Origin of the sequence: Bombella pollinis, assembly GCF_026385485.1 — a bacterium.
GTDB lineage: Bacteria > Pseudomonadota > Alphaproteobacteria > Acetobacterales > Acetobacteraceae > Bombella > Bombella pollinis.
On the sequence record NZ_JANIDX010000004.1, the window covers coordinates 124,251 to 150,860 of the forward strand.

The following is a 26,610-nucleotide window of genomic DNA, read 5'->3' on the forward strand; positions in this document are numbered from 1 at the left end:
GTTGCGATAGTGTATTTACCGCTCAGGCGAATAAATAAAATAGCATGGAAGGATTGCCATGATGAAAGAATGGTTGTTGTAATGATGTTCACATTCGGGTGTCCCCATTGGGATGCTGGCAGAAGCTTGGAGGAGAACTGACGTGACTGACAGAACCGATTCTGCACATCATGGGGAGCATGGGGAAGCTAAGAGCCAACGTAGCTATCACCATCTTGATTTCATCAATAGGGAATTATCATGGTTGGCCTTCAACCAGCGCGTTCTGGAGGAAGCAGAAGACTCAACCAACCCTCTGTTGGAGCGGGTGCGCTTCCTCTCCATTAGTGCGGGGAATATGGACGAGTTTTATGCCGTCCGTGTTGCTGGGTTGGTCGATCAAGTTCGCGCTGGTGAGGGGAAGAAGAGCGTTGATGGCTTAACCCCCACTCAACAGCTAGAGACTGTACGGCATCAAGCATGGCGTATGCAGCAGGAGCAGCAGCGCATTTGGCACAGTGTCCGTGCTGAATTGGCAAAAACTGGGATTGTTATCGAGTCGGTCGATAAGCTTCACCATAGTGATAAAGAGTGGCTGGATAAGTATTTTGAGGAGCAAGTCTTCCCTGTTCTTACTCCGGTGGACTTGAACCCTACCCATCCCATGCCTTTCATCCCCAGTGGGGGGCAAGCCTTGGTGTTGCGTTTGCGGGATGTTGATACGCATAAGCATAAGGCTGATGGCCTTGTTGTTATGCCACCGCAGATTCCACGTTTTATTCGCCTGCCAGATAAAAATGGGCAGATTCGCTTCATTGCGCTGGAATATCTTATTGCGCATTACACAAAACGTCTTTTCCCCGGGCTGCACGGCGTACCAACAGGCATGATGCGTATTGTGCGGAACTTGGATGTTGACTTGGAGGAAAAAGCAGAGGACTTGCTCAATACGTTTGAGAAAGCCGTGCAAGACCGCCGCCATGGTGTATGTATTCATTTAGAGGTAGAGGGAACAATCCCGAAGCACTTGGTCCGCAAGTTGGGCCTAGAGCGTGATGAGGTTGTTTTGCTGCCGAAGATGGCCGGTATGGGTGATGTAAAGCAACTTATCGTCTCCGATAGGCCAGAGCTGCTTTTCTCCCCCTTCCATGCGGCTATGCCTCAACGTGTATTGGACCATGATGGCGATTGCTTTGCCGCCATTAAAGAGAAAGACTTGGTAGTTCAGCATCCTTATGAGAGCTACGATGTCGTGGTCCATTTCCTCCAACAGGCCGCGCAGGACCCGAATGTTCTTTCCATCAAACAATCCATTTATCGGACATCGCATGATAGCCCGATTGTCCATGCGTTAATTGCCGCTGTGGAGGCCGGTAAATCTGTCACCGCTGTGGTGGAGTTGCGGGCACGTTTTGATGAGGAGGCCAATATCAACCTTGCTCGTGCGCTGGAGGCGCGGGGTGTACAGGTTGTTTACGGGCTGGCAGCTTATAAGACCCATGCAAAGATGATTCTTGTCGTCCGGCGCGAGGGTGAGCGTCTGCAATCTTACGCTCATTTTGGGACGGGGAACTATCATCCTAGCACGGCGAAGATCTATACAGACATCTCCTTCTTCACCTGTGACCCTGTGTTAGTGGAGGACGCAGCACGCCTCTTTAACTACGCAACAGGCTGTGCGAAGCCGCATTTGCAAGCTCTGTGCTGCTCCCCGCTGACAATCCGTTCTACTTTGGTGGAATTAGTGCAGGCGGAGATAGCTCACGCCCGTGCTGGTCGGCCAGCGCAGATTTGGTTGAAGATGAACAGCCTTGTCGACCCTCAGTTGATTGAGCTGCTCTATGATGCCTCACAGGCGGGTGTGTCTGTTAAAGCTGTGGTGCGGGGGATTTGCTGCCTGCGTCCGGGCGTGAAGGGTCTCTCTGAGAATATTGAGATACATTCCATCGTTGGGCGTTATTTAGAACATGCGCGTGTCTTTGCCTTTGGTAATGGGGAAGGGCTTCCTTCGCCATATGCTAAGCTGTATATCTCCTCGGCAGATTGGATGAAGCGTAATATGGACCGGCGGATTGAGGCGATGGTTCCCATTACTGACCCTGCCGCTCATGCGCATATTCTAAATCAGATTATGGTTGTGAATATGCGGGATACGCTGCGGAGTTGGAAGTTGCTGCCAAATGGGAAGTGGGAGCGCATGGCACCGGGAAATGAGCCACTTTCTGCTCATGACTATTTCATGGCGCATCCATCTCCTGCATATGGGGAGGAGATTGCCCCCGTAGGGTCCGAGTCTCGTACCGGGGTAGCCGTACAGGAGTCGTAAGGATGGTAGAAAGCACAGCGCAAGGGGGGGCTGCTCGTCAGTCCCGCCGGGCGGCGATTGTGGACCTTGGGTCTAACTCGGTGCGGATGGTGGTGTATGAAGGGGTTGCGCGCAATCCCGTCCCCATCTTCAACGAGAAGGCAACGCTCAGGCTCGGTGCTGGGTTAGAGGCAACGGGCCTGTTGAGCGAGGAAGGCATCGAGCGCGCGCTGGAAGTGCTGTCGCGCTATCAGGCGATTGGTCAGGCAATGGGGGTTAAGCCCTTTGATGTTCTGGCAACGGCTGCGGTGCGGGATGCTCGTAACGGAGCGGAGTTTGTAAGAGCAGCTCAATTACGGATGCCTGAGGCACGTTTTCGTGTTCTAAACGGGGAGGAGGAAGCCGACTACTCCGCTACGGGCGTGTTATGTGCCCTTCCTGATGCTGATGGCGTGGTGGCAGATATTGGCGGTGGCTCGCTAGAGCTGATTCGTGTGCGGGATAGTGCGTATTTTGATGCTGGGACAACGCCTCTGGGTGTGATTCGCCTGCGGGAACGCTCAGATGATGATGTGGAAGCAGCTAGTAAAATCGCGCGGAAGACCCTTGCTGATGTAGCATGGTTAGAGGATGCAAAAGGGAAGCCACTTTATCTGGTAGGTGGGGCGTTTCGTGCTTTGGCCCGCTTACATATGGCGCGGACAGATTATCCGTTGAATATGGTTCACCTATTCCGTCTTAACCGGCAAGAGGCGGTGGAGATGGCGGAGTGGGTCGTAGGGGCGAGCCGCAAGCAGATGGAAAAGGTGGGGAATGTCCCCCGCAAGCGGATGATTGATGCCCCCTTTGCGGCACAGGTTCTCCTAGCATTGCTTGATAGGACTGAGGCTCCAGAGGTCATCTTTAGTGCAGAGGGGCTGCGTGAGGGTTGGTATATGCGTGAGGTTGCCGCGCGCGTAGCCGATGAGGAGCCGATGCAAGCTCTGGTTCAGGAGATGGAAGGGCGGTTGGGGCGTAATCCCTCTTTTGCTGAACCTTTATATATGTGGCTGACCTCTGTCTTTTTGGAGCGATTGGGCTGGAAGAAGGATTCATTCCTTGCTTTGCAATTCCGCCTAGCCTGTATGGTCTCCGATGTTGGCTCTTATGATCATCCGCAATATCGGGCTGAGCAGACATATCGGCGTATTTTATATTGTCATGGTGTTGGCTTCTCGCATGAATCGCGGGCCTTTCTCGCGCTTGTTTTGGCAGGGCGATACGATATCGATCGTGATAGCTCGGTTTTGGAGCCTTCGCGCCGGTTGCTGAGTAAGGATTATTATGAGGCGGCAATCCAGCTAGGGCAGGCCTTCCGCCTCGTTTATGTGCTTTCTGCCGGGACGGAGACTTTACTAGAGGGGACGCATCTTACCATTAAAGATGAGGACCAGTTGGTTCTTAGCTTACATGGAGGGCGTTTGCGCTCTGGTGGGAATGCTGTTTCACGCCAACTCAATCGTTTAGCTGAGTCTCTGGGGTTAGAGGCTGATTTACAATAGCTTGCTTTTATGAGGATGGTCATATCCCGCAAAGCCGTGGTCTGCCTTATTGGCGGGGCCGCGGCTTTGGTGCTTTTAGCGGTGTTATATCTTTTTTATTGGTCTTATCAGAGCAACGCTTTGTGGCGTATCGTGCGTCATTGTGGGGTGGATTCTGATCACAACCCTTGTGCCGTATATAAGGCGAAGGATGGCTATGCCATTCTTAAAGCGCGTGAGGGGAGAGGGCAGTATTTGCTTATCCCGACTCAACCTTTGCGCGGTATTGAATCAGCATATCTTTTGCGGAGTGATAGCCCGCCTTATTTAGCGCAAGCGTGGGGGTATCGTCAGCTTGTTGCACAAGCCTATGGCTGGCCAATAGCGGATACTCGCCTCTCTTTGGCCATCAATTCCCGCAGGGCGCGTAGCCAAGAACAGCTTCATATTCATATAGATTGCGTGCGTAAGGATGTATGGCAGCAAGTAACGCATTTACCGCAGGAACAATCGGCGGGGGAGCTGCGTTTATTAGGGCATATGTATCATTGGTGGCGCATTCCTGCACGTTCCTTACCTTTATGGCGCATTGAGTCCATCTTTCCTCAAGGGGCGGATGAGACGGAGCGTGGTCGGTACGGCTTGGCTGTAATCGCCGTGCAAGAGGGCTTTATTCTGCTGCGTAGCCGTGCTGCTGGGATGGTGTGGGGATATGCGGAGGAGCTACAGGATCATCACTGTACGCCATAATTGCACGATGCCCGCTAATGGGATTGGCGCAGTGGGGCGAGCAAACGGTTGAGGTAATCAAGCTCGCTTTGCGGGCGTGTGCGGTCTGAGGCCCGGCGTTGGAGTTCGCGCTCAATATCATGGGCGCGGTTTGTATCATGGTCGGGGATATGGGCATCAGAATCCGAGCTATCATCCATCTTCCGGCCTAGCGGGTCTTGGTTTTTAGGTTGTTTCTCGTCTTCTGGTTCGTCATTATCCTGGCCACCATTAGGGTCATCCTCTGGGGAGACACCAGCACTGCCATTGGGGTCTTCTGTTGAGGAGGCAGAAGGTGGTGGGATGAAGCCAAGATGGCCTTTACTCGTCTGCTGTGCTGCGGCTTGATTTTTCTTCATATCATGGCGCGCTTGGGAGAGGTCCTCCAAAACAGTTTGGATGGTGCGCACACTGACCTCATCCTCTCGGTTAGCCAGATTATGCAGAACAGGCCCCATATCCGCTTCGGCTTTTACGAGATTAGGCATTTTCTTTTTTGTTAATGCTTCACCGCGTTTATTTAAGATATGGGTAAGGTGGCGGAGGGCATATTGCGTGGCATGGTCTTGTTGGCGACCTTCTGCATGGCTGAGAAGGGCCGTAGGGTCTAGCGGAGTGGTGGCGGGGCCAGTGCCCTCATGCGAGGCCATGCCTAATTGGCTGAGCAACTCCGCCGTGGACATTTGGGAAACATCCTTATGCGATTCCATAACTGAGGAGGTGGGTTGCTCCGCAGCGAGGCGTTTTTGAGCATGATTGAGTAGCTCTGTCTCTTGGCGGATAAGCTCGCGCAGGGCCATGCGCTGGTTGCGTGCTTCAGCTTGTGCCTGCATGGAGGCAGCTAGTGCTTGCATATCTGGCAAGGTTGCTTGGCGCATTTGCTCGGCAGGTTCCAACATGGCTTTAAGATGCTCTAGGGCTTGTGGAATATGGCCTGCTAGGGCTTCAGCCTGCACATGCTCGGCAAGGCGTACCCAGGGCATCCCTTTGCCATCCGGCATAGGCATGACCAACCCATTACGATTCGCTTTTTGGAAGATGAAGGCGAGGTGTTGCCCTAAGGCCTCTTTGAGACGATTCAATTCATCATGCAGAGCGTCTTGTTCATGAGGCGGTGGAGGGCTTGGTTGTTGGGCTAACGCCAGTAAATGCAACCGCACGGCATTTTGTAGAGCACGAACATGGAGCATAGACGCGGCAATGACCTCGCCGGTTTGTTCGCGGTCTTCTTCATAAAGAGCGTTGAACCATAGTTGCTCGTTAATATGTTCGCTTGGAAGGCCCGCTATGATGCGTTGACGGAGCCAAATAAGAGGCAAAGCGACATCAGAGGGTAAAGAGAGCGAGGTAAGAAGGCCCAGTGCATGGGCTGTTTGGGTAGGGTCATCCTGCCCGCTCGCAAGGCGGAGCCGTAGAGCGAGCAAAGCACGGCTGACGGGATTATGAAACGGGCGATGGCCAAGCCGGAATGTTTGTGGTGGGGAGCAAGCTTGTTTGTTGGAGCTACTTGTTGCGCAGAGGCGGCCTACGACCTTTAGCCCTGCAAAGGGGTTGTCTGAGAGGTCCAGCGATGTGGTCTCATGTGCTTTGCGTGTATGTGGTTTTAAGGGAAGGGGGCTGCGTATTTCGTGCGCTTTATTCGGCGTATGAGAGGGGGGAATGATGGGGTAGAACCGTACCTCCAATGCTGTAACGCCATGAGGCTGGGCAACAGACCATGGAATATGAGTATGCCAGTCATCACTTGTTTTGGGGCCAGCTTTGCCATCCCAACGGATATCAGGGGGGGTATCATGACTAATTTGCACAGACCAATGGCCCATGACCCGGCCACGATAGGATAAAGTGAGGGTGTGGCTTTTAATGAGGGCCGTTTCTATTTGCCATTCCCCTGTAGGGAGATGATTATAGTGAATATGTTTCTGCCCCCGCAAAGAAGGCCTAGTTGTAGCCCCCCCTACGAGGATATGCACTACCGCGCCTTCTGGTAAGGTGAGAGGGGGCATATGAGGGGTTAGGAAGAGAGGAGCCCCCGGTGCGTAATGTGGCAGGTTGACCCATCCTTGAAGCGTAGGGAGCGGGACGGAATCGTCATCATGACCGGGGAGGAAACCCGCTTTTAGGCGTAAGCCAAGGTGCGGCCCCGCTACGCTTGCGAGGCTAATAAGGCCGATGAGAAGACAGAGCGCGGTTAACCGCTCTGCCCAATGATGGAAGAAACGAGGGGGGCGTAGGCGCAGCGTTCTCAGTGAGTCCAAAAGCTGCTGGTGATGGAGGGCCCAAAGCTGTCCAGCTTGATGTTTTTGCTCTTGAGAGGCTGTTTTTATTAAAGCGGGACGGTCTGTAAGAGCCTCAAGCGGACGGAAGTTTAACCCTCCATCGCGGGCTATGCATTGATCAATATCCTCTAGTGAGGGGGGTGGGCTATGATATAGCGCGTAGCTTGCCCAGCCGATAACACTTCCAAAAAGAGCAAGCTCCAGCACAAAATGAAGATAATCCGGCAGAGATTGCGGAAGGTGGAGGCAGGCAGCACACCCCCATAGCCCGATAAGCAGCACAAGCCAGCGCAGATAGTGCCACACACGCTCCACCTGCAACCGGCGGGCGGCTTTCCGCTTGAGGCGCGCAAATTGGGGGGGGAGGAGTTGGGCCTTCACGAGCGTTAGGGGCGGGCTAACCAGCTAGGGACAACGTCTTGTGCGAGAAGCTCATCAAGCGTTTGGCGTTTACGGATGACGGCCTCTTGGCCATTACTAATCATGATTTGTGCTGCAAAAGGACGAGAATTATAGGTCGAGCTCATCACTGTGCCATAAGCTCCTGCATCTAAAAGGGCAATAAGGTCGCCTTTTTTAAGAGGTGGTAAGGTACGTTGACGGGCGAAAATATCGCTGCTTTCACAAATCGGGCCAACAACATCAACGCGTTCTTCAAGCGTATCTGTAGGTGGGGCGTGTAAGGGTAAGATACCATGCCATGAATCATACATAGCGGGGCGAACAAGGTCATTCATCCCGGCATCAATGATAACAAAACGGCGCGCTGCCTCTTTAACATTAATAACGCGCGCAAGCAGCACCCCCGCCGGGGCTGCGAGCCAACGGCCCGGTTCGATATGAAGGTGAACGTCCAATCCCCCCAATGTCTCGGCAATGACCTTAGCCCAGAGCGCAGGCGGGGGAGCGTCCTCACCACGATAGGCGATGCCAAGCCCGCCGCCGCAATCAATATCGGTGACAGATAAACCATCTGCGCGGAGGGTCTTAACGAGCTCCGCAATGCGTTCATACCCTTTGCGGAAGGGGGCTTCCGCCAGCATTTGGCTACCGAGATGGACCGCTAGACCGACCAGCTCCACCCCCTTCATCTCCTGCTGTGTGCGGCGATATAAGGCAGGGATGAGGTTATAAGCGATGCCAAACTTATCTTCAGCGCGTCCGGTTGTGATTTTACTATGGGTTTGGGCATCAATATCGGGATTAACGCGGAAGGCAACGCGCACACGTTGTTGAAGGGTCTCGGCAAGGTGGTTGATGCGGGTTAGTTCTTCAATACTTTCGATATTGATTTGGCCTATGTTCTGCTGGATGGCATAGGTCAATTCGTCATCAGTTTTACCGATTCCCGAAAAGACGATATGGCGCGCTTTCATCCCCGCTGTAAGGGCGCGCTTTAGCTCCCCCCCGCTGACAACATCCGCGCCAAAGCCACATTGTGCGAGGACGCTTAAGCAGGCTTGATGATCCTGCGCTTTTACGGCGAAATGATAGCCCATAGATAGGCCGCGCTCTTTAAAAGCGGCCTGCATGTTATGTGCACGTTGGCGCAATGTGTCGGCACTGATAACCCAGCTTGGCGTACCATAATGCTCAGCAAGGGGGGCTAGGGCTGTTCCATCCATCATTAAACCCTGCTTGTTGTCATAATGCAGGTTGGGATGAGTCGCGAGGAGGCGATGGAAGGTCGGGTCTGAAGCTGCGGAAGTCATGCCTGTATGATTACAGACCAGTAGCGTAAATGGGAAGATGTCTCTTTAGAGAAAGCATTCACTTTGGCTCAGCCAGCAGCAAGAATGATGGGCTTCTGAAATCCTTTATTTAATAAAGAATGTTATAATCCCGGCTTATAGAGGGAGATTTTTCTTATAAAAAGGAAATTATTAAAACATTATGACGAAAAGAAAGATACTTGTCACATTTGCAGGGCGTGAAGACCGGATGGGTCTTTTAAGAAAGCATATTTCGTCCTTATTAGATGCCGGGTTGTTGGATGAATGGCATGTATGGGATTTTACAAGAACAGAAAAAGATCGTGCTTATATTTCATCACATTATGGTCCTGCATGTTTTTTAAGGCCAGAGGCGGGGTATCATTCTGTTGGGATGATAGAGCGTGGTGCAGGGCGTGATGTGGCATTCATGGCGGCATCAGATGTGCATGTCGCCATTAAAACAGCCGGTCATGATCAATTTTTGGAATATGTGATTGGGGGGTGGCAGAATCGTGGCTCGATGATTCGGCAGTTAGAGGGGGCTGCTTTTTCAACGTATGAGCGGCAGGCAGGGCAATGTTTGCATCAAGCCAGTACGCCGTCTGTTTTATGTGGGCAGCTTAAAGATAAGCTGCGAATTCACTTGAGTGATGAAGGGGCGTTGCAGCTTGGCGTCTCTGCTTACCAATTCCCAGAGGTCCCCTTGCGGGGCGATATTGGTGAGGTAGAGGTTTTCATCCGTGGTGGGTTTGGGAGTTCGGTAGAGCTGCCAGAGGTTACAGGGCCGATTCGGCGTTTTATTGGGGATAGGGGATGCCAGAAGCCTTATTGGCAGGCTTATCAATATTATGTGGAGCGTTATGAGGCGTATAAAGAGGCCATCTTCTTAAAATGTGATGATGATATTATTTACCTGCAAGAAGATCGCATTGCTGACTTTATACGCTGTATTGAAGAACGAACCGATAAGTTTCTCATCTCGGCTAATGTCGTGAATAATGGTGTCTGTGCTTATCTTCAGCAACAAGCTGGGCATTTGCCGCAGGCTCTTGGGGCTTTTGAACATCCTGAAGGGGGTTTTGGAGGGAGTTTATGGCAAGATGGGCAAAAAGCTTATGACGTGCATCGTTATTTTGTAACGCAAGGCAAGCCTGCCTTCCCGTTAGGGGAAGCGTTGATGGATGTGGAGGCGCGTCTTTCCATCAATTTCATCGGTTGGCGGGGGGAGATGTTGCGTTATATGCAAATAACGCCGCAAGATGATGATGAGCATATGTTAAGCGTTGTTCTGCCACGGTTTCTTGGTAAAAAGGTGGCGATTTTCTCGGATTTTATGGTCAGTCACCTCAGCTTCTTCCCGCAAGAAGACGCTGTGAAAGCTGATGAAATCATCAAGCTGTACGATACTGCATAAGGAGAATGGTGCACCCGGGAGGACTCGAACCTCCAACCCCCAGATTCGTAGTCTGGTGCTCTATCCAATTGAGCTACGGGTGCAGGGCCTAAAAGGCTAGGCTATAACCCACATGGTGCACCCGGGAGGACTCGAACCTCCAACCCCCAGATTCGTAGTCTGGTGCTCTATCCAATTGAGCTACGGGTGCATCGTGTTGAGGAGGCTTTTATCTGGTCTTCTCAAAAGGTGCAACCCTGCTGAAAGGCTTTTTATAGATTTTCAGCAGGGAGGGGGCCGCCTTAGCGGCGCGTCAGGGTGATGTGGGCATGGCAGCGGGGGGTTGTAAAGTTCCCGCCGATGGCTGTGCCTACGGGATAGCCCTCAAAAACCTGCCGGTAGGGAGTGTGATTCATCCCTTCATCCACTTGCTCAGCATGATAGCTTTGCTGGCCCGGCTGGTAGGTGCCGTGCAGGGCAGCAGAAGTCATACCGGGGTTAAAAACAATATCCTTCCCGCGAATACGCAGAGAGGACATATTCTTTGTAGGGCAGACTCCCTCATCTCTTACAAGCTTGCCGACCCATGTACCGTATGGGTCGTGCGCGGGGTCGGGTAGGGAGGAGCAAGCCCCAAGGAGAAGAAGGCCAAAGAGACAGGGGAGAGGAGTAAGACGCATAGGCAAGCTCTGATAAATATGTTTTGAGGGTAAAGCCGCAGGAAAATAAGGATGACCTTGGCGGCCTGTCGTCCTATAGAGATAGCACGAAATGACTATTGTGCCATATCCAGAAGGCGAGGCCGGACCGTGACGCAGAAAAGCGCAGAGACTCTTCAACATCTTGATGAAACCCTTCATGAGGACCGTATCCTGATTTTGGATTTCGGTAGCCAAGTGACCCAGCTCATCGCTCGGCGTGTGCGGGAAAGCGGCGTTTATTGTGAGATATGGCCTTTCACCTCCACATTGGAGAAGATTCGCGCTTTCAACCCGCGTGGGATTATCCTCTCTGGTAGTCCCGCTAGTGTGCATGATGATAATGCGCCAACCCTACCAGAAGGTGTGTTGGAGCTTGGCCGCCCTATTTTAGGAATCTGCTACGGCCAGCAAGTATTGTGCCACACACTTGGCGGGCGTGTGGAGACGCATGATCATCGCGAGTTTGGCCGTGCTTATATTGATGTCGCGGAGGAATGTGCGCTCTTTCATGGCCTGTGGGCACAAGGTGGGCGTGAGCAAGTATGGATGAGCCATGGGGACCGCGTTACGGCTCTCCCACCCGGGTTTAAGGCCGTTGCTTATTCCGAAGGTGCGCCATTTGCCATCATCGCTAATGAGGAGCGGCGAATTTATGGCGTGCAATTCCACCCGGAGGTTGTTCATACCCCCCACGGGGCAGAGTTGATTCGTAACTTTACGCATGATGTGGCGGGCTGTTCTGGCACATGGACAATGGCGGGCTTCCGTGACCTAGAGATTGCCCGCATCCGCAAGCAGGTGGGTGATGGCAAGGTGATTTGTGGCCTATCTGGTGGGGTGGATAGCTCTGTTGCGGCAAAGTTGATTCATGATGCGATTGGCGATCAGCTAACCTGCATCTTCGTGGATCCCGGTATTTTACGGGCCGGGGAAGCGGATGAGGTGGTAAAGACCTTTCGGGATCGCTTTAACATTCAGCTCGTTCATCGGGATGCTTCCGACCTGTTCCTTGGTGAGCTGGCAGGGGTTACGGACCCGGAGGTAAAGCGCAAGACCATTGGCCGCTTGTTCATTGAGGTGTTTGAGCAAGAGGCAGCGAAGCTAGGGGGCGCACAATTCCTCGCGCAAGGGACATTGTACCCGGATGTGATTGAGAGTGTCAGCTTTAATGGTGGGCCATCTGTGACGATTAAGTCCCATCATAATGTGGGTGGCTTGCCAGAGCGGATGAATATGGAGTTAGTTGAGCCGCTGCGTGAACTCTTTAAGGATGAGGTACGTGCTTTAGGCCGTGAGATTGGCGTGCCAGAGCATATTGTGGGGCGGCATCCCTTCCCCGGGCCGGGGCTGGCTATTCGCATCCCCGGGGATATCACGCGGGAGAAGCTGGACCTTTTACGTAGGGTAGATAGCATCTATCTGGAGGAAATCCGTAAGGCTGGCTTGTATGACGAGATTTGGCAGGCTTTTGCTGTCCTTCTGCCTGTGCGTACAGTCGGTGTGATGGGTGATGACCGCACTTACGACCAAGCGTGCGCCTTGCGTGCCGTCACTAGCACGGATGGCATGACGGCGGAGGTCTATCCCTTTAGCTTCGAGTTCCTCAACCGGGTTGCAGGGCGCATCGTGAACGAAGTCCGCGGTATTAACCGCGTAACTTACGACATCACCTCCAAACCCCCGGGTACGATCGAGTGGGAGTGAGCAAGGCATAGCGCCGTGCAGAGGGGTGTTTTATGTCTTCCAACCCTGCCCCGCTTTTCTGGCAGGGCAGGGTTGCTCCTTATAGGGGCATTTTTTGGGGGAATGAGGGTGAATACGGCTTGCCCAAATGCTCATCCCTTGGCAGGGATAAGGGGATGAGAGTGTTTGTTCCTTTTTCCCACAGGTTATTTAAGCAAGGGGTTGTGCCCTTTGCGGTGATGGCCTTGTCGCTCGGGGGGCCTGCTTATGGGGTGGGTCAGGAGCAAGACGAGTCTCAAAAAAACCATCGCGTTCATCACCATGGCAAACATCATGCAGGGGCGCAGGCTCATGCAAAGGAGGTGAAAGCTGCGAAAGCAAAAGCCGGAGCTGGGAAAGGCTCGCCTCATGCGGCCAAGCATGGGGGAGGGGCTGCGCGTAATCGTGCGTTGGAGCGTAAGGCGGCCGCTGCCGCCGCGGCGGCAAGTGCTGCAAAAGCTGCCCATCCTGCTCCGCCAGCCGTGCCCGATAATGTAGGGACGGAGACGAAATTGCCGCTCCCACGCTTTGCCTCTATGCGAGCAGACCGTGTGTATATGCGGCGCGGCCCGGGTGAGCGGTACCCGATTGATTGGGTGTATCATCGCCGTGGGTACCCGGTGAAAATTGAACGTGAGTTTGGGGTTTGGCGTCTTGTGGAAGACTCAGATGGCCAAAAGGGATGGGTGCATCAGGTCACACTGCATAGCAGCCGTTCCTTCCTTATACCCGGCTCCTCATCCTATGATGGGGATGCGTCTAAAGTTTCGATCACGGGGCATGCTGATTCGCGCATTGTGACCTATCGGTCTGCGGGAGAGGTAGCACGGGGTCAGAATCGTGACGTCCCGCTGATGAGCTCGGAGAAGCCTGATCAGAAGATTGTTGCCCTGCTAGAGCCGGGCACAGTTGGTACGATTAAAGCTTGTCCACAGGGCTTATCATGGTGTCATGTTACAGTCAGGGGCTATGACGGGTGGGTTGAACGCCGCCTGTTATGGGGGCTTTTACCCGATGAAATCATTCAGCCTGACTGACCAAATGAAAAGTCGAGGAATGTTATGACAGCCAACATCCATCATCGCCGCACGCGGATTGTTGCGACCCTCGGGCCGGCATCACAGACTGCTGAGCAGATTCTTAATCTTGCCAAGACTGGTGTGAATGTTTTCCGCCTGAACTTCTCCCACGGTGCTCATGATGAGCACGCCGCCCGCCACAAAGCTGTGCGCGAGGCTGAGGCCAAGCTGGGGCGTCCTCTGGCTGTTCTGGCGGACTTCCAGGGCCCCAAATTGCGCGTTGGCGTGTTTAAAGACGGGCCGGTTGAGCTGAAGGTCGGGCAGAAGTTTAACCTAGACCTTGATAAAGCTCCGGGTGATGCTCATCGCGTTAACTTGCCGCACCCAGAGATTATCTCTGCTATTGATGTCGGTCATCGTCTGTTGCTGGATGATGGTAAGCTGGCTCTGCGTGTCACCAAGAAGAACAAAGACTCTCTGGAGACTGAAGTCCTCGTTGGTGGGAAGCTTTCCGAGCGTAAGGGCGTGAACGTCCCTGACGTTGCCCTGCCAATCCCTGCTCTGACAGAGAAGGACCATAAGGACCTTCAATTCGCCCTTTCCATCGGGGTGGATTTGATTGCCCTCTCCTTCGTGCAGCGTCCGGCTGATATTCAAGAAGCACGTGACATCGTTAAGGGCCGCGCTTGGATCATCACCAAGCTGGAAAAACCACAAGCTGTTGAGTGCCTTGAGGAAATCATCCGTCTCTCTGATGGTCTGATGGTGGCTCGTGGGGACCTTGGTGTGGAGCTGCCTGCTGAGGATGTGCCTGTGATTCAGAAGCGCGCCATCAATGAGGCACGCCGTCAGGGTCGCCCGGTCATCGTGGCAACGCAGATGATGGAGAGCATGATCTCCAGCCCAGTGGCAACGCGCGCAGAAGTTTCTGACGTTGCAAATGCCGTTTATGATGGTGCCGATGCTGTTATGCTCTCTGCTGAGAGTGCGGCTGGCTCTTTCGGGCCGGAAGCTGTGGCAACGATGGTGCGTGTCACCTCCCGCGTGGAGCAGGACCCAGAATGGCGCGCCCGTATGGACCGTATGCGCCCGGTTGCTGAGCATACCATCCAAGGGGCACAGGCTAAGTCTGCCTTTGATGTAGCGCGTAATGCGCGTGCGGAGGCTCTGGCTGTGCATACAGAGAATGGCCGTAGTGCTGTGCTGGTCTCTCGTGAGCGTCCGCATGAGCCTGTTGTGGCTCTGACCAACGCGGAGACATCACGTCGTCTCTGTGTGGTGTGGGGTGTGTTCCCGAAGGTTGTCTCCAGCAAGGATGATGTGAAGGCTGTTGGCGAGTTCGCTAAGAGCGGTGAGCATGTTGTTCTGCTCGACAGCTCCAAGAACCTGCGTATTGTTAAGGTCTAATCCTTACGGATTGCAGGTCATCACCTCTGATGGTTTCAGTCGTCAGAGGTGATGAGACTAAAAGCCCCCGGCAGGGTTCATCCTCTGCTGGGGGCTTTTTTATAATGGGGTCGTTATAGCGTGAGGGCGGTTAGTTTTGGGGCTCTGGCATCAAGCCGCGCCGAATATGCCGCCCGCGTTGGAGGTTTTGCATTATGGCCTCGCTATCATCTTCTTGAATGGCTTTAACCATGCGATGCGCATCTTCCTCAAACCGCTTAAATGTGGCGAGGAGGACATCTTTATTGGTCAGGAAAATATCGCGCCACATAATCGGGTCGGATGCCGCAATGCGTGTAAAATCCCGAAAGCCAGAGGCCGCATATTCTAACACATCAGTTTGTAGGTCAGCCGAAAGCCGGTCTGCTGTGTTGCAGATAGTAAAGGCCAGTAAATGCGGCAAATGGCTCACAATGGCACATACTTGGTCGTGATATTGGTCGGTCATTTGCCGTGTGCGTGCCCCACAGCGGTGCCAAAAGGCCTCCATAAGCGCGATGGCCTCCGGTGCAGTGCCGGGGGGTGGGATGAGGAGCGTCCAACGGTCCTCAAATAAGGTGGCAAAGCCAGCATCCGGGCCGGAATATTCCGTCCCTGCCATAGGATGGGCAGGGACGTAGCTTACCCCCTCGGGTAGGAGCGCGTGTATCTCTGGCCCTAAGTTGCTGCGAACAGAGGCGACATCACTTAGAATAGAACCGGGCTTCATATGGGGGAGGATAGTGGCGGCAACAGCTCTAATAGCCCCTGTTGGGATGCACAGAATTACAAGGTCAGACTGCGCCGCTGCCGCGATGAGGTCGGTTGTGGTTTCATCAGCGATGTTCAGCGCGGTTACGCGGTGGAGAACAGCCTCTTGGCAGTCCGCAGCGATGAGCTTTTGGGCGATCGTGTCCGTCTGTCGGGCACGGCGGAGGATGGAGGAGCCAATTAATCCCGGCCCAACGATGGTTATGGTCTTAAAGAGAGGGGGGGTATCAGCCATTTAGGAACGCCGCTTTAAATGCCGGAACTCATAGAGCTGCCATAAGAGTAGGACAGGGATGCCGATGACAATATCCCGCCCACGGCGTAGTAGGGAAATGCTCATGGCGATGTCGGCATTAATACCAAAGAGATGCCCTAAAGCAACATAACCAGCCTCTTGCACACCTAAAGAGCCGGGGATGAAAAAGCCAGCAGACATAATCCCGCAGACAACACCTTCAATCGCTAACGCATTGAGAAAGCTGCAATGCGCGCCAAGGAGAATGATGGAGAGCCACGTCATAAAAGCACTGCCCATCCAGCAGAGAAGGTGCATTCCCGCGCCTAGTCCGATGCGTGCCGGGTTACCCCATAAGCCTTCCATATAGGATTGGAAGTTCTCAGTATTATCGGCAAGGACATCGCGCCATTCTGCGGAGATATGTTTGGCAAAAAAGCGTGCAAGGGCTTGCAGGGCGTTCCCGCTGCGTTGTTGTGTCCAAATAAAACCAGCCACCCCGCAGGTGAGAAACACCATCCCAATACTGAGCGGCCACATAAACCGCCCTGCATCGGCCTGGCCAATCAGGCACAGGAGGGCGATGATGATAAAAACAATCTGGCCCAAAACTTCGGTTGTAATATCGACAATATTTGCGGCAATACCCTCCATCCAGTTAATGGGCTGCTCATTGGTGGTATGGCGGGCATGGCCAGCGGTTGTGGCACGGATGCCAAGTAGCATCCCGCCGAGTTGGGAGAAAGGCAAGCAGGCCGCTGCGGCATCTCGTACAAAACGTGAGGCGGTTAGCCGGGTAAAACTAATATCGGGGATGCTGCTCTTCCATGCGAAGCCGAGAAGAAAATTGACAGCGAGTTGGCAGAGAAGCAGCAGAAAAAAGCCCGAGAGGCCAATTTTAGCAAGGCTTAGGAGAATCGGATGTATCCCAGCCCGCAAGGTGAGGATGCAAAAGAGGGTGATTCCTGCCAGAGACAGGATGTAGGGGAGCATTTTCTTCAAGATGGCCGCCGCAAGTCAGTTCAGTTTGACCCCTTCTAGGCTACTCTGGGAGGAAGGTCCAATCAGAGGGGGCTTTACCGGCTATGCAGTGGGGGCTTATATCCCTCAAGATAATGCTGGTAGGAAGGAAAGAGCGGTTATGGCAGAAGAAATCACCCTGATTACCGGTGCAACCGGCTTTGTAGGGTCCGCTGTGGCGCGCGTTTTGCTAGAGCGCGGGCATAAGCTGCGTCTTTTTGTCCGCCATACATCAGACCGCAGTAATGTAGCGGACCTACCGGTGGAGTTCGCTGTTGGGGACCTTTCCGACCAAGCGAGCATGGAGGCTGCGTTGGAGGGGGTATCCTATCTCTTTCATGTCGCAGCGGATTATCGGTTATGGGTGCCTGACCCTGATGCGATGATGCGCGCGAATGTGGAGGGTACGCGTCAGTTAATGCTCGCGGCTAAAAAAGCAGGTGTAAAGCGGGTTGTTTATTGTTCCTCCGTTGCAGCTCTTGCCACGGCCCGCAATGGGGTGCCGGCTACGGAATCATCCCCTGTGACGGAGGATCAGATTGTTGGGGCGTATAAACGCTCTAAATATCGTGCAGAGCAAGAGGTCTTACGCCTTGTGCGGGAGGAAGGGCTGCCCGCGGTGATTGTAAATCCCTCCACCCCAGTCGGGCCACGCGATATTAAGCCAACCCCAACAGGGCAGATGATTCTTGATGCTGCTACAGGGCGTATGCCCGCTTATGTGGAGACGGGGTTGAATATCGTCCATGTGGATGATGTTGCTGAAGGCCACGTCCTTGCTTTTGAGCGTGGGACGATTGGCGAGAAATATATTCTCGGCGGGGAGAATATCATGCTGGGGGACCTTTTTGGCATGGTAGCGGAGATTGTGCATAGAAAACCCCCGCGCATCCAGCTCAAGCAATCATGGTTGTATCCTGTTGCCTGTGTGTCGGAGCTATTAGCGCGCAGTTGTGGCATAGAGCCGCGCGTAACACGGGAGATGCTGGTGATGTCTAAGAAGCTGATGTTCTTCTCCTCAGAGAAAGCAGAGCGCGAGCTAGGCTACCGTCCCCGTGCGGCGCGTCAGGCCCTTACGGATGCGATTGCGTGGTTTAAAGCCCATAAATCAGGGCAGTTTTCAGCATGATAACGGAGTCGGGCGGGGAGGGTTATATGCAAGAGCAAGAAGAGGCACGCCTGTGGGGGGCGCATGATGTTTCATCCTCAAAAGGGATGAAGGATGAGAACTTCCCGGTCGGGTCATTCCTCATTGCTCCGCGCGTGAGGCCGGCTGTTCATGCTTATTATCGTTTTGCGCGTATTGCTGATGATATGGTGGATAATGCCCAGCTTTCTGCCACGCAAAAGGTGGACCGGCTGACAGCGTTGCGGGATGTCCTTTACGGGCGGCGGCGTCCGCCTGCTGGGCGCGCTGATGGGTGGAGTGCCGTTGTGCTACGCACTGTGCTGCAAGAGCATGGCCTACCTTTGGAGGTGGGGGGCGATTTAATCACCGCTTTCATTATGGATGCTGAGAAAGCCCGTTACGAGCATTGGTCGGAGCTTCTGCATTATTGCCGTTATTCCGCCAATCCTGTGGGGCGGTTTTTGCTGATGCTGCATAAAGAGAGTGAGGAGACATTCGGCCCTTCCGATGCGCTTTGCACGGCGTTGCAAATTGTCAATCACATGCAGGATGTTAAGGGTGACCTTAAAACGCTGAATCGGTGTTATGTGCCTTTGCCTTGGTTGGCGGCAGAAAATGTGGGGATAGAGGACCTCCTCCTCGCGCGGAGTAAGCCGGGTGTGCGGCGCGTGTTTGACCAAATGCTCGCCCATGTTGATGCGTTAAATGAGGAAGCGGCCCGCTTGCCTGCTTTGGTAAAAGACCGCCGGATGCGCTTAGAGGCTGCGGTTATTGTTGCTTTATGCCGCCGTTTGAGCGCACGCTTACGCCATCAAGACCCGATAGCAGAGCGTGTAGCTCTCACCAAACTAGATGGCCTGCGCGCATTAAGCTGGGCGATGCGGTATATCCGTTGAGTTCTTTTAATGTGTAGCTCTTGGCCTGATATGGCCTTTAAGAGTAAGACAGATTTACATTACTGTTAGAAAAGCAAGAGGAAGATATGGTCTCCACGCATCACAAAGAGTCCCAAGGTTTGCCCTGCGCTCCATCGGACCTAAATTATGTGGAGGAGATCGTTAACCGTTCTGGCACATCCTTTGGGCGCGGGATGAAGATTCTACCCCCTATAAAGCGCGATGGCATGTATGCGATCTACGCTTTCTGCCGGCTGGTGGATGATATTGCCGATGGTGATATCCCTCTGGATGACCCAGCCTTCGTTTTGGAGGGGTGGAAAGAGCGCATCGCTGCTTTGTATCAAGGCCATACAGAAGATGCGCTGGACCGTGTCCTTCATGCTGCGATTGAGCAATTCGGTTTGCAGCAAGATGATTTCATCGCCGTGATTGAGGGGATGAAGATGGATTGCGGCGCGCCCATTATTGCGCCTGATGAAGCCACGTTGGATTTATATTGCGACCGTGTGGCCTCGGCTGTGGGGCGGCTTTCTGTTCGCATATTTGGCACGCCAGAGCCAGAGGGGAATGAGCTGGCTTATCATCTGGGGCGTGCGTTGCAGCTTACCAATATTTTGCGGGATGTCGCAGAGGATGCCTCCCGTGGGCGGCTTTATCTCCCTACTGAGCTTTTGCAGCGTTATGGCGTTCCTGCCGATCCAACTGAGGCTCTTTATGCTGTCGGGCTAGAGGGGTTGTGCCGGATTATCGCAGGGCGGGCGGAAGACCATTTCCGCAAAGCTTATGCGGTGATGGCCCGTTGTCCTGCGGCAACGGTACGGCCAGCGCGCATTATGGCAGCTTCATACCGCGTGACCTTAGCCGCACTCCGGCGGCGTGGTTGGAGTAACCCAGAGGCGCCTTTACGGGTCTGCTCGGTATGGAAGAAGCTTTCCATGCTCTTAGCGGCCTTTGGGGTCTCGCTGTGAGCCATGTTCACATCATCGGCGGGGGGCTTGCTGGCCTTTCTGCCGCAGTGGAGCTTGCTCCCCAAGCGCAGGTAACACTTTATGAGGCTGGCCCTGCCTGTGGTGGGCGGGCACGGTCCTTTCACGATAAAGCGTTGGATTGCGTGATTGATAATGGCAATCACCTTATTCTTTCAGCAAATCCCTATACATTTCGTTATCTGGACCTTTTAGGTGCGCGCGGTACGTTAAAAGGGCCGGGGAGGCCGCTTTTCCCGTGGTATGATTTAGAGGCGGACCTTTCTTGGGTCTTGCGGCTCTCTAAGGGGCGGATTCCCTTTTGGTTATTCCGTAAAGAGCATCGCGTGCCGGGGATGAGATGGGGGGAGTTGATGGCCCTCCCGCGTTTGATGAAGGCTGATGACGATATGTGTGTGGGGGAATGTCTCTCATCAGGAGCATTGTCGCGCCGTCTGTTGGAGCCTTTGGCGGTCTCTGCGTTGAATACGGATATTGAGCAAGGAAGTGCCCGCTTGCTGGGCAATATTGTGCGGCAAACCTTAGCTAAGGGAGGGGCGGCATGTTGCCCTTGGACGGCTGCGCATGGTTTGTCAGAAAGTTTCGTCACTCCGGCTATGGCTTATCTGGAGAGCTTTCATGCTCAAATATTAACGGGGACGCGCGTATCTGCTTTGCGGGAAGAAGGAGGGCGCATTACGGCGTTAGAGACATCTGGCGGGGAGGTTTCCCTTGGGGCTGAAGATGTCGTTATTCTTGCTGTACCGGCCCCTGTGGCTACGGGGTTGATGCCCTCCATTACTGGCCCTGATGCATTTGAGAGCATTGCTAATGCGCATTATCGCTTGGCAGAGCCGCTTAAACCGCATGCAGCATTGCGTGAGGCAGGCTTTATGGGGCTTGTCGGCGGTGTGGCGGAATGGGTCTTTCTGCATGATGAGGTTTTGTCTGTCACAGTGAGTGCGGCGAACCGTTATGCAAGCTGGCAGAATGACGAGATGTTAGCCCATATGTGGCAGGAGCTTCGGCAAGCGTTAAATCCTGCTTTACAGCATCCTCTGCCAGAGGTAATGCCCGCTGCACGGTTGATCCGTGAAAAACGGGCCACCTTTGCAGCCACGCCAGAACAGGATAAGAAGCGGCCTGAGGCAAAAACCTCATACGCTAATCTTGCTCTTGCGGGGGATTGGACGGATACCGGTCTGCCTTCAACGATTGAAGGGGCTATTAAATCTGGTCTTGCCGCAGTGGATGCGTTGGGTTTTCGTTCGGCCGTGAGTGATGTGGCATAAGGCCGATATTGTGGAAAGTGGAGGAGAGATTCAGTGAGCGCGACGTTGTCCCGTCATAAAATTGATGCCACAGCGGTGGAGCAAGCGGTTAAGGCCTCGCACACCGCTTTGGGCAAACGTCAAAAGGAAGATGGTCATTGGGTCTTCGAGCTAGAGGCTGATGCCACCATTCCTGCTGAATATGTCTTGCTGCGGCATTTCCTCGACCGGATAGATGAGCCTCTTGAGCAAAAAATAGGCGTGTATCTCCGGCGTATCCAAGGGGTGCATGGGGGCTGGTCTCTTTATACGGATGGGAAGTTCGACCTCTCAGCGAGCGTGAAGGCCTATTTCGCCCTCAAGATGATTGGCGATGATATTAATGCCCCCCATATGCGCCGGGCGCGTGCGGCCATCCTTCAACATGGCGGGGCTGAGCGGAGTAACGTCTTTACGCGGATTCAACTCGCTTTATATGGGGAAGTGCCGTGGCATGCCGTCCCTGTTATGCCGATAGAGCTGATGTTACTGCCGCGAAAGGCCTTCTTCTCCGTTTGGAATATGTCTTATTGGTCCCGCACGGTCATTGCCTCGCTTTTGATTCTTGTGACGCGTAAACCATTAGCGATTAATCCGCGTGGTGTGCATGTGCAGGAGCTATTTAAAACTCCCCCAGCACAGGTGAAGGATTGGATACGTGGGCCTTATCGCTCCATTTGGGGGCGGCTCTTTACCTATCTGGATAAAGCTTTGCGTCCCGTTGTGCCGCATATTCCACGCTCTATTCATGCAAAAGCGATTCGGACGACCATTCAATTTGTGGAAGAACGGCTTAGTGCGGGTGGGTTAGGGGCTATTTACCCCTCCATGGCCAATGTCGTGATGATGTATCGGGTCATGGGCGTGCCTGATGATGATCCACGGGCTGTAGAAGCTTGGCAAGCTGTGCAAGATTTGCTGGTTGTGAAGGACGATGAGGCTTATTGCCAGCCGTGTGTCTCGCCTGTGTGGGATACGGGGCTTTCTGGTCTTGCGATGATGGAGGCCGCGACAGGCCCCAAAGCTGTACAGAATGCCGAGACAATGGCTGCTTTGGAGAAGGCGGCGTCATGGTTGCGTGAACGGCAGATTCTTGATGTGAAAGGCGACTGGGCGATTAATACGCCGCATCTGCGCCCGGGTGGCTGGGCCTTTCAATATAAAAACGATTATTATCCTGATGTTGATGATACAGCCGTTGTCGGGATGTTGCTGCATCGGATGGCCCCAGAGAAAAACGCTCCTGCGATTGAGCGCGCGCGGGAATGGATTATTGGGATGCAAAGCAGTAATGGCGGCTGGGGGGCATTTGATATTGATAACGATCTCGAAGCTCTCAATCACATCCCGTTCTCAGATCATGGTGCGTTGTTGGACCCGCCAACGGTGGATGTCTCAGCACGGTGTATCTCCTTCCTAGCGCAGTTGGGGCACCCAGAGGATAAGGACGTTATCCGTAAGGGGATCGACTATATTCGCAAAGAGCAGGAAGCCTCTGGTAGCTGGTTTGGCCGGTGGGGAACGAATTATATTTATGGGACATGGTCTGTATTATGTGCCTTGAATATTGCCGGTGTCCCCCATGATGACCCGATGATTCAACGCGCTGTTGCGTGGTTGGAAAGCGTGCAGAATGATGATGGCGGCTGGGGTGAGGATTGCGCCAGTTATGAGGGGGCTCCGCAAGGGGTGTATAAGGAGAGCCTACCGACCCAGACAGCATGGGCTACCCTTGGGCTTATGGCTGTTGGGCGGCAGGAGAGCGAGGCTGTGCAACGTGGCATGGCTTATCTTACCCAAGCGCAAGATGAGGCTGGGGAATGGCACGAAGCCCCCTATAATGCTGTTGGCTTCCCTAAGGTCTTTTACCTGCGCTATCATGGCTATAAGCAATTCTTCCCACTTATGGCTTTGTCGCGTTATCGCAATTTGGCCTCTAGTAATTCGGGCCGGGTGGAGTACGGCTTTTAATGCTCGGCATTATTGTGGGATTAGCGCAAGAGGCTCGTTTGGCTGAACGCTATTTCCCTCATGCGAAAATCGCCCTTAGCCACGCGCATGAGGCAGGGGCGAAGCGGGCGGTTGCCTCCCTAAAAGAAGCCGGGGTGACGGAGCTGCTCTCCTTTGGCTGTGCAGGTGGGTTGGACCGTACCTTACAGCCGGGGACGATACAGCTTGCCGATTACGTTTTTGTTGAAGGGAAAAAATACCCGACCTCCCCAGCCTTAAATACGCGTTTTGGGGCGGGGCAGGCGGTCATCGGCGGTGGGGTGTATCATAGCCCGATTATGCTCGATCGTGCGGTTGAAAAAGCCGCCTGCTTTACGCGCAGCCAGTGTTCTACAGTGGATATGGAGAGCGGGTTAGTGGCACAAGCGGGCCTGCCTTTTGCCGTGCTGCGTGTTGTGTGTGATGATGCGGGGCGAGACCTTCCCCCTGCAGCGCGCGATGGGCTGCGTGAGGGGCGCATTGATATTGCTGCGTTAATGGGGTCCCTAATACGCCATCCGCTGCAAATTGGTGCGCTTATCAGTTTAGGGCGCGATGCTGCTTATGCACGGCGTGTTATGGAGCGGTTTTTACAAAAAATAACATCCTAGCCTCAGCGGCAGCGCGGGAGGCTTGTTTTCTCTCCCTCCCTCGCTTATAGGAGAGCTATCTTCCTTCGTAAGGGGAGGTGTATTTCGCACGCATAGCCCGCAATCACCTGGTGTTCCCGTTAAGGGAGCGTTGCTATGCGGAGGTTTAACCAGAGTTAGAGAGATTTTACGATGGCAATGCCACAATTCACAATGCGTCAACTGCTTGAGGCTGGTGTTCATTTCGGTCACCATACCCGCCGTTGGAACCCTGCTATGGCACCGTATCTTTTCGGTGTGCGTAATCAGGTTCATATCATCGACCTTCAGCAGACTGTACCGCTGCTAGACCGCGCTTTGAAGCAAGTGCGTGACACGGTTGCTTCTGGTGGGCGTGTCTTATTTGTGGGGACAAAGCGCGCTGCAGCGGATCTCGTGGCAGAGGCAGCACAGCGTTGCGGCCAGTATTATGTGAATCACCGTTGGCTCGGTGGTATGTTGACGAACTGGAAGACCATCACCGGTTCCATTAAGCGTCTGCGCGGCATTGATGAGATGCTCGCTGGCGATACAACGGGCCTGACGAAGAAGGAAATCCTCGACATCACCCGTGATCGTGAGAAGCTGGAACGCTCCCTCGGTGGGATTAAGGATATGGGTGGCCTGCCGGACCTTCTGTTTGTGATTGATACAAACAAAGAGAAGCTGGCTGTTGAGGAAGCCAATAAGCTGGGCATCCCCGTGATCGCTGTGCTGGATAGCAACTCCGACCCTAAGGGTGTGACCTTCCCCATCCCCGGTAACGATGATGCTATCCGCGCTATTGCAACTTATTGCGAGCTGATTTCCGGTGCTGTGCTGGATGGTATCTCTGCCGAGTTGGCAGCATCTGGCCAGGATATTGGGGCTTCTGCGGAGCTGCCAGTGGAGGAGACCGCCGCTGTAGAGAAGGCCGAGGCTGCCGCTCCGACAGCTGGCTAAGCTGTATAAAGTAAGCGTAGCGTCTAGCCCTATGCGGGATGCTACGCTGCCTATGTGCGTATAGAGAGCCGCACAGCCGTGGGGTCCCCGTGGCTGTGCCGCTTGTTATTAGAGGTTAGAGACTATGGCAGAGATTACAGCAGCAATGGTGCGCGAGCTGCGCGATGCAACAAGTGCCGGCATGATGGATTGTAAAAAAGCCCTGACCGAAGCTAAGGGCGACATGCAAGCCGCGATTGACTGGTTGCGGAAGAAGGGCCTCTCCCAAGCCGCAAAGAAATCCGGCCGTGTGGCGGCTGAGGGTCTCGTTGCTGTAGCGGTTGAGGGCAAAAAGGCTGCTCTGGTTGAGGTGAACGCGGAGACGGACTTCGTTGCGCGTAATGATGCCTTCCAGCAGGCTGTGGAAGATATCGCCAAAGTTGCGCTGAAGGTCGGTGATGATTTAGAGGCTGTTAAGGCCGCTAAAATGCCGTCTGGTCGTACAGTGGCTGATGAGCTGACCCATCTTGTCGCAACAATCGGCGAGAATATGAGCCTCCGCCGCGTGAGCGTGCTGAGCGTTCCTTCTGGCGTTGTGGCGAGCTATGTTCATGGTGCGCTGCGTCCGGGTGTTGGCCGCATCGGTGTGTTGGCTGCGATTGAGGCTCCTTCCGAGAGTGAGGCTCTGCTCACATTGGGCCGTCAGATTGGTATGCATGTTGCAGCCACCAGCCCGACCGCTCTGGATATTGATAGCGTGGATGCTGCTGCTGTAGCGCATGAGCGTAAGGTGCTGGAGGAGCAAGCCCGTAACTCTGGCAAGCCAGAAGCTATCATTGAGAAGATGGTCGATGGGCGTATCCGTAAGTTCTATGAGGAAGTGGTTCTTCTGGAGCAAGTCTGGGTGCATGACGGTGAGAGCCGCGTGAAGGAAGTTGTCAAAAAGGCTGGGGCAAAGCTGGTCGGCTTTACGCGCTTTAAACTCGGTGAAGGCATCGAGAAGGCTGAGACAGACTTCGCGGCTGAGGTCGCTGCGGCTTCTGGCCAAAAGAAATAAGCCTTATTAGGGGTTTATGATGAGAAAAGGCCTCCGTCACTATAGCGGGGGCTTTTTTCATGTTACGGCCCTAAAAGGGAGGGACGTATGGAGTGGGAAGAGCCAGCGATTATTTTGCGGTTGTCCCTCCATGGTGAGAGCAGCTTACGTGCTACGATATTGACGCAAAAGCGTGGCATGTATCATGCGTTGGTGCATGGGGGACGCTCTCGCCGGCAAACGGGTTTGTGGCAAGAGGGCAGCCTTATCATGGCCCGCTGGAAAGCCCGCCTGCCAGAGCAGCTAGGCTATTTGACGGCAGAGCTTGTTAGGCCCAGCGCGTCTTTTCTGTTGGATTATCCCCTCGCTCTAACCTTGTTGAGCAGTGCGTGTAGCCTTTGTAGCGAGGCCCTTGCAGAACGTGAGCCGCATGAGATTCTCTTTTCCTCTCTGACGCATTTTTTAGGGGCTTTAAGTGTCTCCCCAGCTCAACCGCCTGTTGCGCTCTATTTACGGTGGGAGCTGCTTTTGCTGCAAGAGCTTGGTTATGGCTTAACGCTGGATCGCTGCGCTGTTACGGGGGCGAGTGAGGGGCTTGCTTATGTCTCCCCCCGTACGGGGCGCGCTGTGAGTGAGGAGGGGGCAGGGGAGTGGAAGGATCGACTTCTCCCTCTGCCGTCCTTTTTATATGACGAGGAGGCCGAAGGCCGCGCAGCAGATTGGCTAGAAGGAGCCCAGCTGAGCGGTTATTTTCTGCAACGGGCTGTTTTTGCGACGCATCACCGTCCACTCCCTGCCGCGCGGGAGAGATTAATGGCCGCTTTACAGCGGGCTGTTGTCGCTAGCAGCACTGGACATGAGGGCAAAGAGCGTGTCTAAC

Annotated in this window: 21 protein-coding genes and 2 tRNA genes; 16 read left to right on the forward strand and 7 right to left on the reverse strand. The window is 54.0% G+C overall.

The window, feature by feature from the left end; translation table 11 throughout:
* The first annotated feature begins 142 nt into the window (after positions 1 to 142).
* From NQF89_RS05170 to NQF89_RS05180, 3 genes are read left to right on the forward strand one after another with little or no spacing between them, the layout of a single operon-like run.
* Complete coding sequence (locus NQF89_RS05170; protein WP_266137680.1) at positions 143 to 2,305, forward strand: RNA degradosome polyphosphate kinase; 2,163 nt, start codon at positions 143 to 145, stop codon at positions 2,303 to 2,305.
* A 2-nt stretch (positions 2,306 to 2,307) separates the two neighbouring features.
* The gene (locus NQF89_RS05175) at positions 2,308 to 3,825 is read left to right on the forward strand and encodes a Ppx/GppA family phosphatase (RefSeq protein WP_155573017.1); all 1,518 of its coding nucleotides are present in this window, start codon (positions 2,308 to 2,310) and stop codon (positions 3,823 to 3,825) included.
* A gap of 9 nt (positions 3,826 to 3,834) precedes the next feature.
* Positions 3,835 to 4,554, forward strand: a complete 720-nt coding sequence (locus tag NQF89_RS05180; RefSeq protein WP_155573018.1) for a CDP-diacylglycerol diphosphatase — start codon at positions 3,835 to 3,837, stop codon at positions 4,552 to 4,554.
* A gap of 14 nt (positions 4,555 to 4,568) precedes the next feature.
* Here NQF89_RS05180 and NQF89_RS05185 read toward each other — a convergent pair whose 3' ends face one another.
* Together NQF89_RS05185 and lysA are read right to left on the reverse strand one after the other, a co-directional pair.
* Positions 4,569 to 7,232 carry a DUF4175 family protein gene (locus NQF89_RS05185; protein WP_196424588.1) on the reverse strand — a complete coding sequence of 888 codons (2,664 nt, stop codon included), beginning with the start codon at positions 7,230 to 7,232 and terminating at the stop codon, positions 4,569 to 4,571.
* 5 nt (positions 7,233 to 7,237) lie between these two features.
* Positions 7,238 to 8,563: a diaminopimelate decarboxylase gene (gene lysA, locus NQF89_RS05190; RefSeq protein WP_266137681.1), complete on the reverse strand. Its 1,326-nt coding sequence runs from the start codon at positions 8,561 to 8,563 to the stop codon at positions 7,238 to 7,240.
* Between the two features lie 181 nt (positions 8,564 to 8,744).
* Here lysA and NQF89_RS05195 point away from each other — a divergent pair, with 181 nt between their 5' ends.
* Positions 8,745 to 9,980: a hypothetical protein gene (locus tag NQF89_RS05195; protein ID WP_155579212.1), complete on the forward strand. Its 1,236-nt coding sequence runs from the start codon at positions 8,745 to 8,747 to the stop codon at positions 9,978 to 9,980.
* A gap of 6 nt (positions 9,981 to 9,986) precedes the next feature.
* On the opposite strand, the gene NQF89_RS05200 is transcribed toward NQF89_RS05195, so the two are convergent.
* The 3 genes from NQF89_RS05200 to NQF89_RS05210 all read right to left on the reverse strand — a co-directional run bounded on the left by NQF89_RS05200 (position 9,987) and on the right by NQF89_RS05210 (position 10,801).
* Positions 9,987 to 10,063: transfer RNA gene (locus NQF89_RS05200), tRNA-Arg, on the reverse strand.
* Positions 10,064 to 10,093: 30 nt separating this feature from the next.
* Positions 10,094 to 10,170: transfer RNA gene (locus NQF89_RS05205), tRNA-Arg, on the reverse strand.
* A 91-nt stretch (positions 10,171 to 10,261) separates the two neighbouring features.
* Positions 10,262 to 10,801: a hypothetical protein gene (locus tag NQF89_RS05210; protein ID WP_230873276.1), complete on the reverse strand. Its 540-nt coding sequence runs from the start codon at positions 10,799 to 10,801 to the stop codon at positions 10,262 to 10,264.
* Here NQF89_RS05210 and guaA point away from each other — a divergent pair.
* The 3 genes from guaA to pyk all read left to right on the forward strand — a co-directional run bounded on the left by guaA (position 10,769) and on the right by pyk (position 14,808).
* Positions 10,769 to 12,364 carry a glutamine-hydrolyzing GMP synthase gene (gene guaA / locus NQF89_RS05215; protein ID WP_266137682.1) on the forward strand — a complete coding sequence of 532 codons (1,596 nt, stop codon included), beginning with the start codon at positions 10,769 to 10,771 and terminating at the stop codon, positions 12,362 to 12,364. The genes NQF89_RS05210 and guaA overlap by 33 nt on opposite strands.
* Positions 12,365 to 12,519: 155 nt before the next feature.
* Positions 12,520 to 13,419: an SH3 domain-containing protein gene (locus NQF89_RS05220; RefSeq protein ID WP_266137683.1), complete on the forward strand. Its 900-nt coding sequence runs from the start codon at positions 12,520 to 12,522 to the stop codon at positions 13,417 to 13,419.
* Positions 13,420 to 13,443: 24 nt separating this feature from the next.
* A complete protein-coding gene (gene pyk, locus NQF89_RS05225) occupies positions 13,444 to 14,808 on the forward strand; it encodes a pyruvate kinase (protein WP_099026025.1) in 1,365 nt (454 codons plus the stop codon).
* Between the two features lie 130 nt (positions 14,809 to 14,938).
* Here pyk and NQF89_RS05230 read toward each other — a convergent pair whose 3' ends face one another.
* Together NQF89_RS05230 and NQF89_RS05235 are read right to left on the reverse strand one after the other, a co-directional pair.
* Positions 14,939 to 15,832 (reverse strand): prephenate dehydrogenase/arogenate dehydrogenase family protein, encoded by an 894-nt coding sequence (locus NQF89_RS05230; RefSeq protein ID WP_266137684.1) that lies wholly within the window; start codon positions 15,830 to 15,832, stop codon positions 14,939 to 14,941.
* Positions 15,833 to 16,825, reverse strand: a complete 993-nt coding sequence (locus tag NQF89_RS05235; RefSeq protein ID WP_155573504.1) for a lysylphosphatidylglycerol synthase domain-containing protein — start codon at positions 16,823 to 16,825, stop codon at positions 15,833 to 15,835.
* Positions 16,826 to 16,973: 148 nt separating this feature from the next.
* Between NQF89_RS05235 and hpnA the strand changes: the two genes are divergently transcribed.
* The 9 genes from hpnA to recO all read left to right on the forward strand — a co-directional run bounded on the left by hpnA (position 16,974) and on the right by recO (position 26,609).
* Positions 16,974 to 17,981 carry a hopanoid-associated sugar epimerase gene (hpnA, locus tag NQF89_RS05240; RefSeq protein WP_099026022.1) on the forward strand — a complete coding sequence of 336 codons (1,008 nt, stop codon included), beginning with the start codon at positions 16,974 to 16,976 and terminating at the stop codon, positions 17,979 to 17,981.
* Positions 17,982 to 18,007: 26 nt separating this feature from the next.
* Positions 18,008 to 18,877 (forward strand): squalene synthase HpnC, encoded by an 870-nt coding sequence (gene hpnC, locus NQF89_RS05245; RefSeq protein WP_155579217.1) that lies wholly within the window; start codon positions 18,008 to 18,010, stop codon positions 18,875 to 18,877.
* 86 nt (positions 18,878 to 18,963) lie between these two features.
* Positions 18,964 to 19,848 carry a presqualene diphosphate synthase HpnD gene (gene hpnD / locus NQF89_RS05250; RefSeq protein WP_266137685.1) on the forward strand — a complete coding sequence of 295 codons (885 nt, stop codon included), beginning with the start codon at positions 18,964 to 18,966 and terminating at the stop codon, positions 19,846 to 19,848.
* Entirely contained in the window at positions 19,845 to 21,137 is a 1,293-nt protein-coding gene (hpnE, locus tag NQF89_RS05255) for a hydroxysqualene dehydroxylase HpnE (protein ID WP_266137686.1), read from the forward strand. Before hpnD ends, hpnE begins: the two co-directional genes overlap by 4 nt.
* 33 nt (positions 21,138 to 21,170) lie before the next feature.
* Complete coding sequence (gene shc, locus NQF89_RS05260) at positions 21,171 to 23,126, forward strand: squalene--hopene cyclase (RefSeq protein WP_266137687.1); 1,956 nt, start codon at positions 21,171 to 21,173, stop codon at positions 23,124 to 23,126.
* Complete coding sequence (locus NQF89_RS05265) at positions 23,126 to 23,755, forward strand: nucleoside phosphorylase-I family protein (protein ID WP_266137688.1); 630 nt, start codon at positions 23,126 to 23,128, stop codon at positions 23,753 to 23,755. Before shc ends, NQF89_RS05265 begins: the two co-directional genes overlap by 1 nt.
* 171 nt (positions 23,756 to 23,926) lie before the next feature.
* Positions 23,927 to 24,715, forward strand: a complete 789-nt coding sequence (gene rpsB / locus NQF89_RS05270) for a 30S ribosomal protein S2 (protein ID WP_099026018.1) — start codon at positions 23,927 to 23,929, stop codon at positions 24,713 to 24,715.
* A gap of 124 nt (positions 24,716 to 24,839) precedes the next feature.
* Positions 24,840 to 25,751 (forward strand): translation elongation factor Ts, encoded by a 912-nt coding sequence (gene tsf, locus NQF89_RS05275; RefSeq protein WP_155573030.1) that lies wholly within the window; start codon positions 24,840 to 24,842, stop codon positions 25,749 to 25,751.
* A gap of 87 nt (positions 25,752 to 25,838) precedes the next feature.
* Positions 25,839 to 26,609: a DNA repair protein RecO gene (gene recO / locus NQF89_RS05280; RefSeq protein ID WP_155579220.1), complete on the forward strand. Its 771-nt coding sequence runs from the start codon at positions 25,839 to 25,841 to the stop codon at positions 26,607 to 26,609.
* Position 26,610 lies beyond the last annotated feature (1 nt).